At 62.7% G+C, this 15348-nt stretch carries 12 protein-coding genes; 8 read left to right on the top strand and 4 right to left on the bottom strand.

Features of this window, described 5'->3' with window-relative positions:
- Window positions 1–11: 11 nt before the first annotated feature.
- The 6 genes from V9L13_RS19055 to V9L13_RS19030 all read left to right on the top strand — a co-directional run bounded on the left by V9L13_RS19055 (window position 12) and on the right by V9L13_RS19030 (window position 6827).
- On the top strand, window positions 12–875 hold the full coding sequence (locus tag V9L13_RS19055) for a LysR family transcriptional regulator (protein ID WP_027610541.1): 864 nt from the start codon (window positions 12–14) through the stop codon (window positions 873–875).
- Between the two features lie 241 nt (window positions 876–1116).
- A complete protein-coding gene (locus V9L13_RS19050) occupies window positions 1117–2193 on the top strand; it encodes a putative 2-aminoethylphosphonate ABC transporter ATP-binding protein (protein WP_201136312.1) in 1077 nt (358 codons plus the stop codon).
- Window positions 2193–3917, top strand: coding sequence for a putative 2-aminoethylphosphonate ABC transporter permease subunit (locus V9L13_RS19045; RefSeq protein WP_103521528.1), 1725 nt, complete (start codon window positions 2193–2195; stop codon window positions 3915–3917). The genes V9L13_RS19050 and V9L13_RS19045 overlap by 1 nt, the downstream gene beginning before the upstream one ends.
- A 47-nt stretch (window positions 3918–3964) precedes the next feature.
- Entirely contained in the window at window positions 3965–4990 is a 1026-nt protein-coding gene (locus tag V9L13_RS19040) for a putative 2-aminoethylphosphonate ABC transporter substrate-binding protein (RefSeq protein WP_338800254.1), read from the top strand.
- A 146-nt stretch (window positions 4991–5136) separates the two neighbouring features.
- Window positions 5137–6270, top strand: a complete 1134-nt coding sequence (locus V9L13_RS19035) for a TIGR03364 family FAD-dependent oxidoreductase (protein ID WP_338800253.1) — start codon at window positions 5137–5139, stop codon at window positions 6268–6270.
- Window positions 6270–6827: a phosphonate degradation HD-domain oxygenase gene (locus V9L13_RS19030; protein WP_338800252.1), complete on the top strand. Its 558-nt coding sequence runs from the start codon at window positions 6270–6272 to the stop codon at window positions 6825–6827. Before V9L13_RS19035 ends, V9L13_RS19030 begins: the two co-directional genes overlap by 1 nt.
- 122 nt (window positions 6828–6949) lie before the next feature.
- Here V9L13_RS19030 and V9L13_RS19025 read toward each other — a convergent pair whose 3' ends face one another.
- Both V9L13_RS19025 and V9L13_RS19020 read right to left on the bottom strand, forming a co-directional pair.
- Window positions 6950–8326 (bottom strand): GTPase/DUF3482 domain-containing protein, encoded by a 1377-nt coding sequence (locus V9L13_RS19025; protein ID WP_338800251.1) that lies wholly within the window; start codon window positions 8324–8326, stop codon window positions 6950–6952.
- On the bottom strand, window positions 8319–9692 hold the full coding sequence (locus tag V9L13_RS19020; protein ID WP_338800250.1) for a DUF2868 domain-containing protein: 1374 nt from the start codon (window positions 9690–9692) through the stop codon (window positions 8319–8321). Before V9L13_RS19020 ends, V9L13_RS19025 begins: the two co-directional genes overlap by 8 nt.
- Before the next feature lie 85 nt (window positions 9693–9777).
- On the opposite strand from V9L13_RS19020, the gene V9L13_RS19015 reads away from it, so the two are divergent.
- The gene (locus tag V9L13_RS19015) at window positions 9778–10290 is read left to right on the top strand and encodes a dihydrofolate reductase (RefSeq protein ID WP_338800249.1); all 513 of its coding nucleotides are present in this window, start codon (window positions 9778–9780) and stop codon (window positions 10288–10290) included.
- 104 nt (window positions 10291–10394) lie between these two features.
- Here the strand turns inward: V9L13_RS19015 and V9L13_RS19010 are convergent, their stop codons facing one another.
- On the bottom strand, window positions 10395–11786 hold the full coding sequence (locus V9L13_RS19010; RefSeq protein WP_338800248.1) for an L-cystine transporter: 1392 nt from the start codon (window positions 11784–11786) through the stop codon (window positions 10395–10397).
- 241 nt (window positions 11787–12027) lie between these two features.
- On the opposite strand from V9L13_RS19010, the gene V9L13_RS19005 reads away from it, so the two are divergent.
- Entirely contained in the window at window positions 12028–13083 is a 1056-nt protein-coding gene (locus V9L13_RS19005) for a hypothetical protein (protein ID WP_003229167.1), read from the top strand.
- A gap of 225 nt (window positions 13084–13308) precedes the next feature.
- Here the strand turns inward: V9L13_RS19005 and ilvD are convergent, their stop codons facing one another.
- A complete protein-coding gene (gene ilvD, locus V9L13_RS19000; RefSeq protein WP_139055182.1) occupies window positions 13309–15150 on the bottom strand; it encodes a dihydroxy-acid dehydratase in 1842 nt (613 codons plus the stop codon).
- Window positions 15151–15348: the final 198 nt, after the last annotated feature.

The raw sequence follows: 15348 nt of genomic DNA, 5'->3' as shown, positions 1-15348 counted from the left end.
GAGGGATGGTTGTGCTGAGTGCCGAGCTGAAAGCGTTTTATATGGTCGCCCGCCTGGGCAGCATTACGCTGGCGGCGAAAAAGCTCGGCCTCAGCCAACCCACCGTGACCACGCAGATCCGTAATCTGGAAAGTCAGTACTCGGTGGAGCTGTTCTACCGTGGCGGTCGGCGCCTGAGTGTCAGCGACGAAGGCGCGCGGCTGCTGCCGATGGTCAAGGCGCTGTTGCAGCAGGAGGCCGACATCGAGTTCTTCCTGCGCAACAGCGGTCAGGTGCAGGGCACGCTGCGCATCGCTGCCACTGCGCCGTATTACATCCTCGATCTGGTGAAGACCTTCCGCGAGCGTCTGCCACAGGTGGAAGTGTCGGTGGAGATCGGCAACTCGCAGCAGGTGCTCGAAGCGCTGGAGGATTACCGGGTGGATGTCGCGGCATCGTCGCAGTTGCTTGAGGATGCGCGCTTGATTCGCCGTGTATTGGGTAGCGATCCGCTGGTGCTGGCGGTGCATCGCAACCATCCGCTGGCGGCGCAGGAACATGTGGCGTTGAGCGCGCTGGCCGGGCATACCTTGCTGATGCGCGAGTCCGGTTCGACCACCCGGCGCCTGACCGAGGAGTTGCTGCAAAGCGCCGGAGTCAGTTTCGGCCCGTTGCTGGAGATCGGCAGCCGCGAGTCGATCCGTGAGGCGGTGCTGCGCAATATCGGCATCAGCATCATTGCCCGCCAGGAAGTGCCGCACGATCCGCAATTGCGGGTGCTGACCATCGAGAATGCGCCGCAGATTCCCGAGTACCTGTATTGCCTCAAGGAGCGCAAGGGCGCGCGGTTGCCGGCGGCGTTTCTCGGGTTGGCCCAGGAAATGTCCCCGGCCTGATTTCTTCAGTGCCCATGCCGGCCTCTTCGCGAGCAAGCCCGCTCCCACAGGGGATAGTGTTCACAACACAAATCCAATGTGGGAGCGGGCTTGCTCGCGAAGGCGTCAGGCCAGGCAACACATGACTTGAAACCTGAACCAAAATCCCCGAATACCACTATCAGCCGTTTTTGCCCTACTGCCACATGACGGACGCATTACAACTCTAGGATTGGCCCCATCAGCTTGATGAGGTCTGTCCATGAATCCTGCAATCGCAACTGCCCTGACCAACCCCGGTGCGCCGATGAAAGTGCGCGGCGTGCAGAAGCGCTTCGGCGCGTTCACCGCACTGGATAACGTCTCCCTCGATGTCGCGGCCGGTGAGCTGGTGTGTCTGCTCGGCCCGTCGGGCTGTGGCAAGACCACGCTGCTGCGCTGCATCGCCGGGCTGGAGAAGCAGGACAGCGGCGAGTTGTACCTCGGCGACCGCGATGTTTCGCACCTCGCGCCGCAAGCCCGGGACTACGGCATCCTGTTCCAGTCCTACGCGCTGTTCCCCAATCTGACCGTCGAAGCGAACATTGCCTACGGCCTCGCCGGCAGTGGTCGTGACGAAGTGCGTCGTCGCGTCGGTCAGATGCTGGAACTGGTCGGCCTCACCGGCAGTGAGAAAAAGTACCCGGGCCAGTTGTCCGGCGGTCAGCAACAGCGAGTCGCACTGGCTCGTGCCCTGGCCCCGGCGCCGTCGCTGCTGTTGCTCGATGAACCGATGTCGGCGCTGGACGCTCGAGTGCGCGAGCATCTGTGCACCGAACTGCGCCAACTGCAGCGCAACCTCGGCATCACCACCCTGATGGTCACGCACAATCAGGACGAAGCCATGCTGATGGCCGACCGCATCGCCGTGATGCACAACGGCCGGGTCGAGCAGTACGCCACCCCGCAGGAAATCTACAACCGCCCGGCCACGCCGTTCGTGGCCGAGTTCGTCGGGCAGGGCAACTGGCTGCCGTTCCAGCGCAGCAGCGCCAGTCATGCCCGGGTTGGCGGGATGGATGTGCGTCTGGCCGATGGCAGCGTCAGCGGCGCCTCGGGCCGACTGTTCTGCCGTCCGGAAGCGATCAGCGTCAATCCGCTGGTGCACGAAGAAAACCTGTTCCCGGCCAAGGTTCGCGAGATCACTTTCCTCGGCAACCGCTGCCGCATGAGCTTCGAACTCGACCAATTGCCGGGCCACGCGCTGCTCGCTGAACTGGCGCCGGAAGCCATGCCGCGCCTCGGCGCCCAGCAGATCATGGTCGCCTTGCCACCGCGCAGCCTGCAGGTGTTTGCCTGATGAGCGCGAACATCGCACTGCCGCTACCGCACAAGCAGGCGCGGCGAGTGTCCGGGGCCGAGGTCGGTGACCGGATCTTCGTCCTCGGCGGCAAACTCCTGCTGCTGTTACTGCTCGGTGTCGCTGTGCTGCTGCCGTTGCTGGCGATCTTCTGGCGCGGCTTCAGCAGCGAGGCCGGGCAGGGCGGTGGCTGGCTCGCCGCCAAGGAGCTGGTGACCAGCGAGAATTTCCACTGGCTGCTCGGCAACAGCCTGAAAGTTTCCCTCAGCGTCGCGGCCATCGTCGTACCGCTGGCCTACCTGTTTGCCTACGCCCTGCAACGCACACTGATTCCGGCCAAGGGCATCTGGCGCGGGATTTCCCTGCTGCCATTGATGGCGCCGTCGATGCTGCCGGGTATCGCACTGGTCTATCTGTTCGGCAATCAGGGCATGTTGCGCGGGCTGCTCTCGGACAACATCTACGGTTTCTGGGGGATCGTGCTGGGTGAGGTGATCTACACCTTTCCGCATGCGCTGATGATTCTGCTGTCGGCGTTGTCGCTGGCCGATGCGCGGCTGTTCGATGCGGCGTCGAGCATGGGCGCCAGTCCGGCCAAGGCGTTCCGCAGCATCACCTGGCCGGCGACCCGCCAAGCGGTATTCGCTGCGTTCTGTCTGGTGTTCACCCTGACCATCACCGATTTCGGCGTGCCGGTGGTGGTTGGTGGCGACTATCAAGTGCTGGCGCTGGAAGCCTACAAAGCCGTGGTCGGCCAGCAACAATTCGGTCGCGGGGCGCTGATCGGCATGGTGCTGTTGCTGCCGGCGCTGTTCAGCTTCGGCGTCGATGCCTGGCTGCGCCGCCGTCACGGCGATTCCATGAGCGGCCGCGCCCAGGTGTTCAAACCGGCGCCGTCGAAGCGGCGCGATGCCTGCTATCTGGCGATTGTTTTGTTGATCAGTGCGGCGTTGCTGCTGGTGTTCGGCATGGCGGTGTTTTCCTCGCTGGTGAAGTTCTGGCCGTACAACCTGTCGCTGTCGCTCAATCACTATCAGTTCAACGAGACCGCCGGCGGTGGCTGGCTGGCGTACAGCAACAGCTTGAAGATGGCGTTGGGCACGGCGCTGATTGGCAGCGTGCTGATCTTCACTGGCGCTTATCTGATGGAGAAAACCCGCAGCCAACGCGGCCTCAACCTGACCCTGCGCATGCTCAGTTTCGTGCCGATGGCGGTGCCGGGGCTGGTGCTCGGCCTGGGTTACGTCTTCTTCTTCAACCTCAGCGGCAACCCGCTGCACGTGCTGTACGGCACGATGACGCTGCTGATCGTCTGCACCATTGCGCACTATCTGACCACCGCGCAAATGACCGCGACCACCGCGCTGCGCCAGCTCGACGCCGAGTTCGAAGCCGCCGCGCTGTCGCTCAAGGCGCCGCTGTACCGCCATTACCTGCGCGTCACCGTGCCGATCTGCCTGCCGGCGTTGCTGGACATCGTGCGCTACCTGTTCGTCTCGGCGATGACCACGGTGTCGGCGGCGATCTTCCTCTACAGCCCCGACACCATCCTCGCGGCGGTGGCGGTGCTGAACATGGATGACGCCGGCAACGTCGGCGGCGCGGCAGCGATGTCGACCCTGATTCTGTTCACCTCGGCAGGCGTGTCCTTGCTGCTGGCGTGGGCTTCGCGCGGCTTGCTGCGCCGTTCCCAGGCCTGGCGGCAAACCGCGCCCGGTCACTGATTGACGATTTATCCCTACAGCCTCAACTCACCGACAGGAAAACGATCATGTTCAAGCCTATGGCCCTGGCCGCTGCTGTGCTCGCTACTTTCAGCCTGAATGCCTTCGCGGCAAAAACCGAGTTGACGGTGTACACCGCCCTCGAAGCCGAGCAACTGACCGCTTACAAAGCCGCGTTCGAGAAGGCCAACCCGGACGTCGAGATCAAGTGGGTGCGTGATTCCACCGGGATCATCACCGCCAAACTCCTCGCCGAAAAGGCCCGTCCGCAGGCTGACGCGGTGTGGGGGCTGGCCGCTTCGAGCCTGGCGATCCTCGATCAGCAGGGCATGCTGCGAAGCTATGCACCGAAGGATCTGGGCAAGATCGGCGCGAACTACCGCGACGCCGCCAACCCGCCAGCCTGGGTCGGCATGGACGTATGGGCCGCGACCATTTGCTTCAACACCGTCGAAGCCGAGAAGCAGGGCCTGAGCAAACCGGTGAGCTGGCAGGATCTGACCAAGCCTGAGTACAAGGGCAAGATCGTCATGCCGAACCCGGCGTCGTCCGGCACCGGTTTCCTCGACGTCAGCGCCTGGCTGCAAACCTTCGGCGAGAAGCAGGGCTGGGCCTACATGGACGGTCTGCACCAGAACATCGGCCAGTACGTTCACTCCGGTTCCAAGCCTTGCAAACTGGCCGCTGCGGGCGAATTCCCGATCGGCATTTCCTTCGAATATCCGGCGGTACAGCTGAAACGCCAGGGCGCGCCGCTGGACATCATCCTGCCGAAAGAAGGCCTGGGCTGGGAGATCGAGGCGACTGCCGTGATCAAAGGCACCCCGCATGAAGAAGCGGCGAAAAAACTCGCGGACTTCTCCGCCAGCGCCGAGGCGATGGATCTGTACAAAGAGAACTTCGCCGTCCTCGCCCAGCCGGGTATCGCCAAGCCGCAGACCGAACTGCCGGCCGACTACGAGCAGCGCCTGATCAAGAACGACTTCGCCTGGGCCTCGAAGAACCGCGACGAGATCCTGACCGAATGGCGTAAGCGTTATGACGGCAAGTCCGAGAAAGTCGTTGCCAAGTAAGTTCTTTATCGACTGACAGGGCCTCTTCGCGAGCAAGCCCGCTCCCACATTGGATCTTCAGTGAACACCTATTTTGTGGGCACCAAGAATCCCCTGTGGGAGCGGGCTTGCTCGCGAAGGCGGTCTCCCATTCAGGGAAAATCTCCATGACACAACACAAAGACCTGCTCATCGTCGGCGCCGGCATCCTCGGCCTGTCCCACGCTTACGCCGCCGCCAAACGCGGCCTCAAGGTCAGCGTTTTCGAACGCACCGCCACGCCCCTCGGCGCCTCGGTGCGCAACTTCGGTCAGGCGCTGGTCACCGGCCAGCCACCCGGGCCGATGCTCGAACTGGCCAAGGCCAGCCGCGAGATCTGGGGCGACTGGGCGCAACTCGCCGGTCTGCAGATCAAGCGCAACGGCTCGTACCTGTTCGCCCGCAGCGAAGCCGAAGAGCAATTGCTCGAAGCCTTTTGCAACGGCCGCGCCGTGGAGCACGGTTACAACGTCGCCTTGCTGCGTGGCGCCGCCCTGCGTGATCTGTACCACGGCCAGTTCAGCCACCATCGCTCTGCGTTGCACGGCGTGGACGATCAACAGTTGTACTCGCGGGAAGCGATCCCGGCGCTGATCGACTATCTGCGCCGCGACCTCGGCGTCGAGTTTCACTTCAGCACGCTGGTGCGTGACGTCGAGCCAGGACGTCTGCACAGCACTGCCGGCAGTTTCACGGCGCAGCAAATCATCGTCTGCTCCGGCCACGATTATCAGACCCTGCTGGCCGAGCCGATTGCCACGCTCGACCCGCAGATCTGCCGTTTGCAAATGCTCCGCGCCAAACCGCAGATCGAGCTGAATCTGCAACACGCCTTGCTCACCGGTTTGAGCTGCGTGCACTACGGCGCCTTCGCCGATTTGCCAGAAGCGGCAGCGGTGCAGGCACAGATCCTGCGCGAACAACCGCACCTGCACGACAACGGCATTCACCTGCTGATCAGTCCGACGCCGTATGGCGAGCTGATCATCGGCGACTCGCACCATTACGGCAGCGATCCGTCGCCGTTCAACGCCGAGCAAGTGGACAACTGGATGCTCGAACTGGCCGAGCACACGCTGGGCTGCAAGGTGCAAGTGGTCGAGCGCTGGCAGGGCGTCTATGGTTCCCGTGGGCCGGGGCCGTTCTCATTCCTGCGCCCGGCACTGGGGCTGAGTGTGGCGCTGATGCACACCGGCGTCGGCATGAGCGTCGGCCCGGCACTGGCCGAGCGCAACGTGGCGCAATTGCTGGAGGAAATCTGATGGCGGGGCATGCGCAAGTCGTTGACCGGGTGTTTGCGCTGTATGAACGCTTTGGTACTAGTGATTACATCGGCGAGCCGGTGTCGCAGATCGAACACATGTCTCAGGCAGCGCAGTTGGCGATGGCTGAAGGCTTTGATGATGAAGTGGTGCTCGCCGCGTTCTTCCACGACATCGGCCATTTGTGTGCCGAAGGCGCCGAGAACATGGGCGGTTATGGCGTGGTCAGCCATGAGCGGCTGGGCGCGGATTATTTGCGTGAGGCGGGATTCAGCGAGCGCATGGCGCGGCTGGTGGAGTATCACGTGCAGGCCAAGCGCTATCTGACGCTACGTGAGCCTGGGTATTTCGAGCGCCTGAGTGAAGCGAGTCGCCGCACGCTGGAATATCAGGGCGGGGTGATGAGCGAGGCTGAGGCGGATGCGTTTGAGCGCGATCCGTTGTGTACCGTGAGTTTGCGCATGCGGCAGTGGGATGAGTTGGCCAAGGAGAGGGCGGTGCCGGTGATGGATCTGGGAGTATTGAAGGAGAAGGCGTTGCGCCTGCTGGCGGCGTAATCCGTGTCACCGAGTCGCGCCATTCGCGAGCAAGCCCGCTCCCACATTCGACCGAGTTCCACCATAAGGAATGCGATCAAACTGTGGGAGCGGGCTTGCTCGCGAAGAGGCCGGAACAGGTGCTAAAGCTCTGCAGCCAGTAAATCAATCTGCTCCTGCCGCTCCGCCTGATTCAACTTCGGATGCGGATTGAGCGAAGACCACTGCGGATGCGCCCGTGCCTTGTGCAACGCTTCAGGCAGCTTGCCTTCGCGCCAGGTCTTGTCCTGCGGGGTGGCGACCTGAACCGCTTCCATCGCCGCATGCCCGCGCTGATCGAGCGCCAGCAACAGTTGGCGCTGACGCAACGCCAACAGCCGCAACACGCCGTCATCCACGGTCAATTCCCGCTGTCCCTTGATCTTGCCCAGCAAGCGGCTGCCATAACTGCGCGCGGTTTGCAGGGCGCCGCCGGCAATCGCACCGGCCAATGCCGCCGCGCCGAGGGTGATCCCCCCCACCAGCAAATCCACGCCAGCCCCCGCCGCGGCACCGGCCGCAATCCCGCCGCCCACCCGCACGCCGAGTTGCTTCAGGGTTTCCGGGTTGAACAAATCATCGCCCCAACGCCCATCGAGCAACGGCAGATCACTGGCCGCCGCATCCTGCGGGCGAAACGCATAGAGCTTGAGCAACGCTTCGACGCATTTCTGTTCACGCTGGCGCACGGCTTTGCGCAGTTCGCTGATCGCTTGCTGTTCCTGCTCGGCCTCGCTGACCACACTGCGTCGGCAGGCGGCGCAGTCGATCAGCAATTCGGCGATCAAACGCGCCGCACTTTGTTGGCGGGCGAGGCGCTGGGCCTGTTGATCGGCGATCAAGCGCTCCAGTTGCGGACGGGCGTTTTCCAGCAGCAGCGCAAGGCTTTCGTACAGTCGCCGTTCGCCGTCTTCCGGCGGCGCCACGCTGTCGAAGCGCACCAGCGCATGCAGGCCAAGCCGCGCCAGCGCTTCGCGCCAGTCCGGCTCGCGATGGTTGGCGCTGCTGACGAAATTCAGCACCGGCAACAGCGGCTTGCCGCAACTGGCGAGCACTTCGAGTTCGTCACGATACTTGGCCAGCACCGGTTCGCGGGCGTCGATCACATACAGACCGGCGTCGGAGGCGAGTAGCTGTCGCAGCACTTTCGCCTCCTGTTCGAAACGCTGACGTGCTTCGCTGCCGTCGAGAAACCGCGCCAGTCGCGCCGGGCCGTCGAGACGTTCGCCGGGGCGTTCCAGACGCTCAAGGAAATCCAGCAGAGCGATGGCGTCTTCCAGCCCCGGGGTGTCGTAGAGATCGAGCAACGGCTCGCCGTCCACCGACAACCGCGCACCCTCGACATGTCGAGTGGTGCTCGGCCGGTGCGAGACTTCGCCGAAGCCGACGTCGCGGGTCAGGGTGCGCAGCAGCGAGGTCTTGCCGACGTTGGTGTGGCCGACCACCGCGAGTTTCAGCGGCGCTTTCCGGGCATCAGTCATGACCGCTCTCCAGCCAGTTCATCGGTGCGCAATCGGCGAACGGCAACTCCAGTTGTTGCAGCGCGACGTGCCAGTCGCCGAGGCGGGCACTGTCCAGCGCTTCGCCGGGCGGTGCTTGCAGCAGCCAGACCCGGGTGGCGCTGGCGTTGCGCGCCAGTTCGGCGATCAGCGCGAGGCTGCCGCGATCCGGCGAGCGTCGCGGGTCGCAGGCGATCAGCAGGCGCGCCGGGGGGAAACGGCTGAGCTGTTCGAGCAGTTTGTGCCGCGATTCGCGGCTGTCGAGGATTCCGGCGTTGCTCACGGTTTTCGCCAGGGCCGGTGGCCACGGGCGCTGATCGTCGAGTTCGATGGCCACCAGCAAAGCGCCGTCGCTGGCGTGCTCGCTGACGCTGCTTTCAACGCGATGCAACTGCGCAGGCGCGGCGTCGTTGATGCCGAGGCGTTCGCTGGTCGGCATCAGTCGCTCACGCAACTGGGCGTAACCGGGCAGGTTCAGGTCCAGGGTCAGCGCGGCTTTGCCGCGACTCCAGCGCCAGAAACACAACAGCGCCAGCAGCAGGCGCGGCAGCACGCCGTAGACCACCAGCACGCCGACCAGCCAGGTCGCCCAGGCCTGTCGCGCGCTTTCGATGTCCAGCGCTGCGCCGCCACTGGCGCGGATCATTTCCACGGTCGGCACGTTGAAACCGAGCAGCGCCGGCAGCGCGCCGAGGGCCTGGGTCATGTTGATGAAAGTGTCGGCCCCGAGAATGGTGGTTTCCCAGACGAAACCGTAGCGCCGGGTCGCCATCAGTGTCAGCAGCAACAGCAGCGCGCTGAGCATCGCCAGCAACCACAGGCCATTGACCAAAGTGCCGAGCGCCCAGCGATTGAGTTTCCTGCGCTGCAACATCAGCAGCAGGGCCGGCGCCAGTTGCGCGGCTTTGGCATCGCGGGCGAGTTTTTCGCTGAGCCACAGCCACAAGCGCCCGAGGGTGGCGCCGTGTTCACCGGCAAAGATCAGCCCCAGCGCCCAGCTCAGCAGCAGAATCAGGTTCAGCCCGAGCAGGCTGCCCAGGGCCCAGAACACATTGACCGGCGTCTGGCTCAGCGCGGCGAAGGCCAGACCGGCGCCGCTCAGCAGCGCGAAAATCACCAACAGCACCAGCGCCAGACGCGCGCCTTGCAGCCAGTGCTTGAGTGCTGCGCTCAGCCCGTCACGCTCGGCCAGCCACACGGCGCGGCGCTGAATACGGCCCGGCAGATCGCCGCCGGCCGCGCGGGCCAGTCGATTGGCTTCCAGATCCTCCAGGGGACCTGCGTGTTCTTCGCGCAGGCGGATGGTTTCCGTCAGCCAGAGGTTTTGCAGTGGAGTCAGTTCAGTCACGCGCCATTCCGTTGCTCGATTGAGCAGTGAGCATAACCGCTGTGGCGCTTATCGGGTCAAGCGAGGCTCTGGTATCCTCGCCGACATGACTAAATCACTCCCCCTCAGCCTGATCGCAGCCCTCGGTGAAAACCGTGTGATCGGCGTCGACAACAGCATGCCCTGGCACCTGCCGGGGGACTTCAAATACTTCAAGGCCACGACCCTCGGCAAGCCGATCATCATGGGCCGCAAGACCTGGGATTCCCTCGGCCGTCCTCTGCCGGGCCGCTTGAACATCGTGGTCAGCCGTCAGGCAGATCTGGTGCTGGAAGGCGCGGAGGTTTATCCGTCGCTGGAAGCCGCGGTGGTGCGCGCCGAGGAATGGGCGAAAGCGCAGGGTGTCGATGAGTTGATGCTGATTGGCGGCGCGCAGTTGTATGCGCAAGGGCTGGCGCAGGCGGATCGTCTGTATCTGACCCGAGTGGCGCTGAGTCCGGAGGGCGATGCGTGGTTTCCGGAGTTCGATCCGAACCAGTGGACACTGGTGTCGAATGTGCCGAATCCGGCTGAGGGCGACAAGCCCGCTTACAACTTCGAGGTCTGGGAAAAGGCTTAAGAGCTTCGCGAGCAAGCCCGCTCCCACATTGGATTTGTGTCGATCACAGATCCAATGTGGGAGCGGGCTTGCTCGCGAAGAGGGCAGGTCAGGCAAAGAAGAATTTAAGCCTGAGCCAGCTCCGCATGCTCATCCGCATCCAGCAGTGCTTTATCGGTCTGCTGCATCACTTGGCTGGTAATCGCACCGGCCGTGATCGAACCACTCACGTTCAACGCCGTACGACCCATGTCGATCAGCGGCTCCACCGAAATCAGCAGCGCCACCAGCGACACCGGCAAGCCCATCGCCGGCAGCACGATCAGCGCCGCGAATGTCGCGCCGCCACCGACCCCGGCCACACCGGCCGAACTCAAAGTCACAATCGCCACCAGCGTCGCGATCCACAGCGGATCCAGCGGGTTGATGCCGACGGTTGGCGCAACCATCACCGCCAACATCGCCGGGTACAGACCGGCGCAACCGTTCTGGCCGATGGTCGCACCGAACGAAGCGGCAAAACTGGCGATCGATTGCGGAATGCCCAGACGACGGGTCTGCGCTTCGATGCTCAGCGGAATGCTCGCCGCGCTGGAGCGGCTGGTGAACGCGAACGTCAGCACCGGCCAGATCTTGCGGAAGAACCGCAGCGGGTTGATCCCGGCCGCCGACACCAGCAGGCCATGCACCACGAACATCAGACCCAGACCGAGGTACGAGACCACCACGAAACTGCCGAGCTTGATGATGTCCTGCAGGTTGGAACCGGCGACCACTTTGGTCATCAGCGCCAGCACGCCGTACGGGGTCAGCTTCATCACCAGACGCACCAGACGCATCACCCAGGCTTGCAGGGTGTCGATGGCGTTGATCACGTTCTGACCTTTCTCGACATCATCCTTGAGCAGTTGCAGCGCCGCGACCCCGAGGAACGCGGCGAAGATCACCACGCTGATGATCGAGGTCGGCTTGGCCCGGGCCAGGTCGGCGAACGGGTTCTGCGGAATGAACGACAGCAGCAGCTGCGGCACATTCAGGTCGGCAACCTTGCCGGCGTAGTCGGTCTGAATGGTTTGCAGACGGGCCATTTCCTGAGTGCCGGCGACCAGACCTTCGGCGGTGAGGCCGAACAGGTTGGTCAGACCGATACCAATCAGCGCCGCAATCGCGGTGGTGAACAGCAGCGTGCCGATGGTCAGGAAGCTGATCTTGCCCAGCGACGAGGCGTTGTGCAGCCGTGCCACCGCGCTGAGGATCGAGGCGAACACCAGCGGGATCACGATCATTTGCAGTAACTGCACGTAACCGTTGCCAACCAGATCGAACCAGCCGATCGAGGCTTTCAGCACCGGGTTGCCGCCACCGTAAACGGTGTGCAGGGCAACACCAAATACCACGCCGAGCACCAGCGCGAGCAGGACTTTTTTCGCCAGGCTCCACGTCGTGTGGCGAGTTTGCGCCAGACCGAAGAGCAGGGCGAGGAACACCAGCAGATTGAGGATCAGCGGCAGATTCATGAAGACTCCGATAAGACTTGTGCCAGTCACCTTCTTGGGCAACTGCGAACCGGCAAGCCTAACAGTTTGATTTCCAATGAATTAATACCGAAATCGCAGGTCGTCCGTCGTTTTTGGAATAAGCGCCTGTCGCTCTCGGCAATGCAACTGGCGTTGAGGAGACGTAAGCGGTCGCTGACAGACGAGGACTGTCACACTTATTTGTTAGCGTCGATGTCTTTCAGTCAGGGAGAAAACGCCGATGAAGTTCGCACCGAAAATGCTCGCTGTGGTTCTTGGACTGGGCTTGGCCGCTCACGCATTCGCCACCGATCTGAAGCACTGGCCGGCGGATCAGGCCAAGGCACTGGACGCGATGATCGCGGCCAACGCCAACAAGGGTAACTACGCGGTGTTCGACATGGACAACACCAGTTACCGCTATGACCTCGAAGAGTCCTTGTTGCCGTTCATGGAAAACAAGGGGCTGATCACCCGCGAGACGCTTGATCCCTCCCTGAAACTGATGCCGTTCAAGGACACCGCTGACCATAAGGAAAGCCTGTTCAGCTATTACTATCGCCTGTGCGAAGTCGACGACATGGTCTGCTACCCATGGGTGGCGCAGGTGTTCTCTGGCTTTACCCTCAAGGAACTCAAAGGCTACGTCGATGAGCTGATGGCCTCGGGCAAACCGGTGCCGACCACTTATTACGACGGTGACGTGGTGAAGAACCTTGAGGTGCAGCCACCCAAAGTCTTTACCGGTCAGGCCGAGCTGTACAACAAACTGATGGAGAACGGCATTGAGGTCTACGTGATGACCGCCGCCTCCGAAGAGCTGGTGCGCATGGTCGCGGCTGATCCGAAGTACGGCTACAACGTCAAACCTCAGAACGTGATCGGCGTGAGCACATTGCTGAAGAACCGCGAAACCGGCGAGCTGACCACCGCGCGCAAACAGATCACCGCCGGCAAATATGACGAGAAAGCCAACCTCGGCCTCGAACTGACCCCGTACCTGTGGACCCCGGCGACCTGGATGGCCGGCAAGCACGCGGCGATCCTGACCTACATCGACGAGTGGAAAAAACCGGTACTGGTGGGCGGCGATACTCCGACCAGCGACGGTTACATGTTGTTCCACAGTGTTGACGTGGCCAAGGGCGGCATCCACTTGTGGGTCAACCGCAAAGACAAATACATGACCCAGCTCAACGGCATGATGACCAAGAACGCGGCAGCGCAGGCCAAGGAAGGGTTGCCGGTGACGGCGGACAAGAACTGGGTGATCGTGAAGCCAGAAGAAATTCAGTAAGACCCAGTTCTGTGTTGGAGCGCAGATTCCAGAATCACTGACAGTCCCCTGTGGGAGCGGGCTTGCTCGCGAAGAGGGAGTGTCAGGCGAGAGGTTTTTTGACCGGTAGACCGCTTTCGCGAGCAAGCCCGCTCCCACCGTTTTGATCTTCTGTGTCTGGGATATTTTGGTCGGGCAAAAAAATGCCCCGCACTTGGCGGGGCATTTTTATTCGGCGGCTAAAACTTACAGCCCGTCGAGCATCGCCTTGTTGCGCACCGCACCCTTGTCGGCGCTGGTCGCCAGCAGGGCGTAGGCCTTCAGGGCGGTGGTCACTTTACGTGGACGCTGCTCGACCGGTTTCCAGCCTTTCTTGTCCTGCTCGACCCGGCGCGCAGCCAGTTCTTCATCGCTGACCAGCAGGTTGATCGAGCGGTTAGGGATGTCGATCAGCACTTTGTCGCCGTCCTGCACCAGACCGATCGCGCCACCGGCCGCAGCCTCTGGCGAAGCGTGGCCGATCGACAGGCCGGAAGTACCGCCAGAGAAACGACCGTCGGTGAGCAGCGCACAGGCTTTGCCCAGACCTTTGGACTTCAGGTACGAGGTCGGGTAGAGCATTTCCTGCATGCCCGGGCCACCTTTCGGACCTTCGTAGCGAATGATGACGATGTCGCCTTCCTTCACTTCGTCGGCAAGGATGCCGCGCACCGCGCTGTCCTGGCTTTCGAAGATTTTCGCGTTGCCTTCGAAGACGTGGATCGACTCGTCAACGCCGGCGGTCTTCACCACGCAGCCGTCGAGGGCGATGTTGCCGTACAGCACGGCCAGGCCGCCTTCTTTCGAGTAGGCGTGTTCAAAGCTGCGGATGCAGCCGTTTTCACGGTCGTCATCCAGGGTTTCCCAACGGGTCGACTGGCTGAACGCAGTCTGAGTCGGGATGCCCGCCGGGCCGGCCTTGAAGAAGTGGTGCACGGCTTCGTCGGTGGTCTGGGTGATGTCCCACTTGGCGATGGCTTCTTCCATGCTGCGACTGTGTACGGTCGGCAGGTCGGTGTGCAGCAGGCCACCACGGGCCAGAGAGCCGAGAATGCTGAAGATGCCCCCGGCACGGTGCACGTCTTCCATGTGGTACTTCTGGATGTTCGGCGCCACTTTGCACAGTTGCGGCACGCTGCGCGAGAGACGGTCGATGTCGCGCAGATCGAAATCGATCTCGGCTTCCTGGGCGGCCGCCAGCAGGTGCAGTATGGTGTTGGTCGAACCGCCCATGGCGATGTCGAGCATCATCGCGTTCTCGAACGCCTTGAAGTTGGCGATGTTGCGCGGCAGCACCGACTCGTCGTTCTCGCCGTAGTAACGCTTGCACAGCTCGACGATGGTACGACCAGCCTGCAGGAACAGTTGTTCGCGGTCGCTGTGGGTCGCGAGGGTCGAACCGTTGCCCGGCAGTGCGAGACCGAGGGCTTCGGTCAGGCAGTTCATCGAGTTGGCGGTGAACATGCCGGAGCACGAACCGCAGGTCGGGCAGGCGCTGCGCTCGTACTCGGCAACCTTCTCGTCAGAAGCGCTGGAGTCGGCGGCGATCACCATGGCGTCGACGAGGTCGAGACCGTGGGCAGCGAGTTTGGTCTTGCCGGCTTCCATCGGGCCGCCGGAAACGAAGATCACCGGAATGTTCAGGCGCAGGGCGGCCATCAGCATGCCCGGGGTGATCTTGTCGCAGTTGGAGATGCAGACGATGGCGTCGGCGCAGTGGGCGTTGACCATGTACTCGACGGAGTCGGCGATGATCTCGCGGCTCGGCAGCGAATACAGCATGCCGTCGTGACCCATGGCGATGCCGTCATCCACGGCGATGGTGTTGAATTCTTTCGCGACGCCACCGGCGCGTTCGATTTCCCGGGCAACCAGTTGACCGAGGTCCTTGAGGTGCACGTGGCCCGGCACGAACTGGGTGAAGGAGTTGGCAATGGCGATGATCGGCTTCTTGAAGTCGTCATCTTTCATCCCGGTGGCGCGCCACAGTGCGCGGGCGCCGGCCATGTTGCGGCCGTGGGTGGATGTTTTCGAGCGGTAATCTGGCATGGAGCACTCCGGGCGGCTAATCAGGTATCAAAAGGGAGTGAGCTTCTATTGACGTCTGGAACACTCAGAAATGGCCGTGTGTCCTGGATGTTGCCGATGACTTTGCGGGATCGCCGCTTGCCTCAGCCTGAGCTCATAAACCCGCCGGGGGATGAATGGCGATGAATCAGCCGATTCTACACCGCTGGCGTCTGGAGG

Origin of the sequence: Pseudomonas sp. RSB 5.4 (genome assembly GCF_037126175.1) — a bacterium.
GTDB classification, from domain to species: Bacteria; Pseudomonadota; Gammaproteobacteria; order Pseudomonadales; family Pseudomonadaceae; genus Aquipseudomonas; species Aquipseudomonas fluorescens_H.
Note: the sequence above shows the minus strand (reverse complement) of the source record. Positions and strands in the feature narration are given on the sequence as shown.

Excerpts from the sequence above, each read along its gene's own strand:
- V9L13_RS19050 (WP_201136312.1), top strand. The coding sequence starts at position 1,117 with ATGAATCCTGCAATCGCAACTGCCCTGACCAACCCCGGTGCGCCGATG.
- V9L13_RS19015 (WP_338800249.1), top strand. The coding sequence starts at position 9,778 with ATGACTAAATCACTCCCCCTCAGCCTGATCGCAGCCCTCGGTGAAAAC.
- V9L13_RS19045 (WP_103521528.1), top strand. The coding sequence starts at position 2,193 with ATGAGCGCGAACATCGCACTGCCGCTACCGCACAAGCAGGCGCGGCGA.
- V9L13_RS19025 (WP_338800251.1), bottom strand. The coding sequence starts at position 8,326 with ATGACTGATGCCCGGAAAGCGCCGCTGAAACTCGCGGTGGTCGGCCAC.
- V9L13_RS19030 (WP_338800252.1), top strand. The coding sequence starts at position 6,270 with ATGGCGGGGCATGCGCAAGTCGTTGACCGGGTGTTTGCGCTGTATGAA.
- ilvD (WP_139055182.1), bottom strand. The coding sequence starts at position 15,150 with ATGCCAGATTACCGCTCGAAAACATCCACCCACGGCCGCAACATGGCC.
- V9L13_RS19010 (WP_338800248.1), bottom strand. The coding sequence starts at position 11,786 with ATGAATCTGCCGCTGATCCTCAATCTGCTGGTGTTCCTCGCCCTGCTC.
- V9L13_RS19035 (WP_338800253.1), top strand. The coding sequence starts at position 5,137 with ATGACACAACACAAAGACCTGCTCATCGTCGGCGCCGGCATCCTCGGC.
- V9L13_RS19005 (WP_003229167.1), top strand. The coding sequence starts at position 12,028 with ATGAAGTTCGCACCGAAAATGCTCGCTGTGGTTCTTGGACTGGGCTTG.
- V9L13_RS19040 (WP_338800254.1), top strand. The coding sequence starts at position 3,965 with ATGTTCAAGCCTATGGCCCTGGCCGCTGCTGTGCTCGCTACTTTCAGC.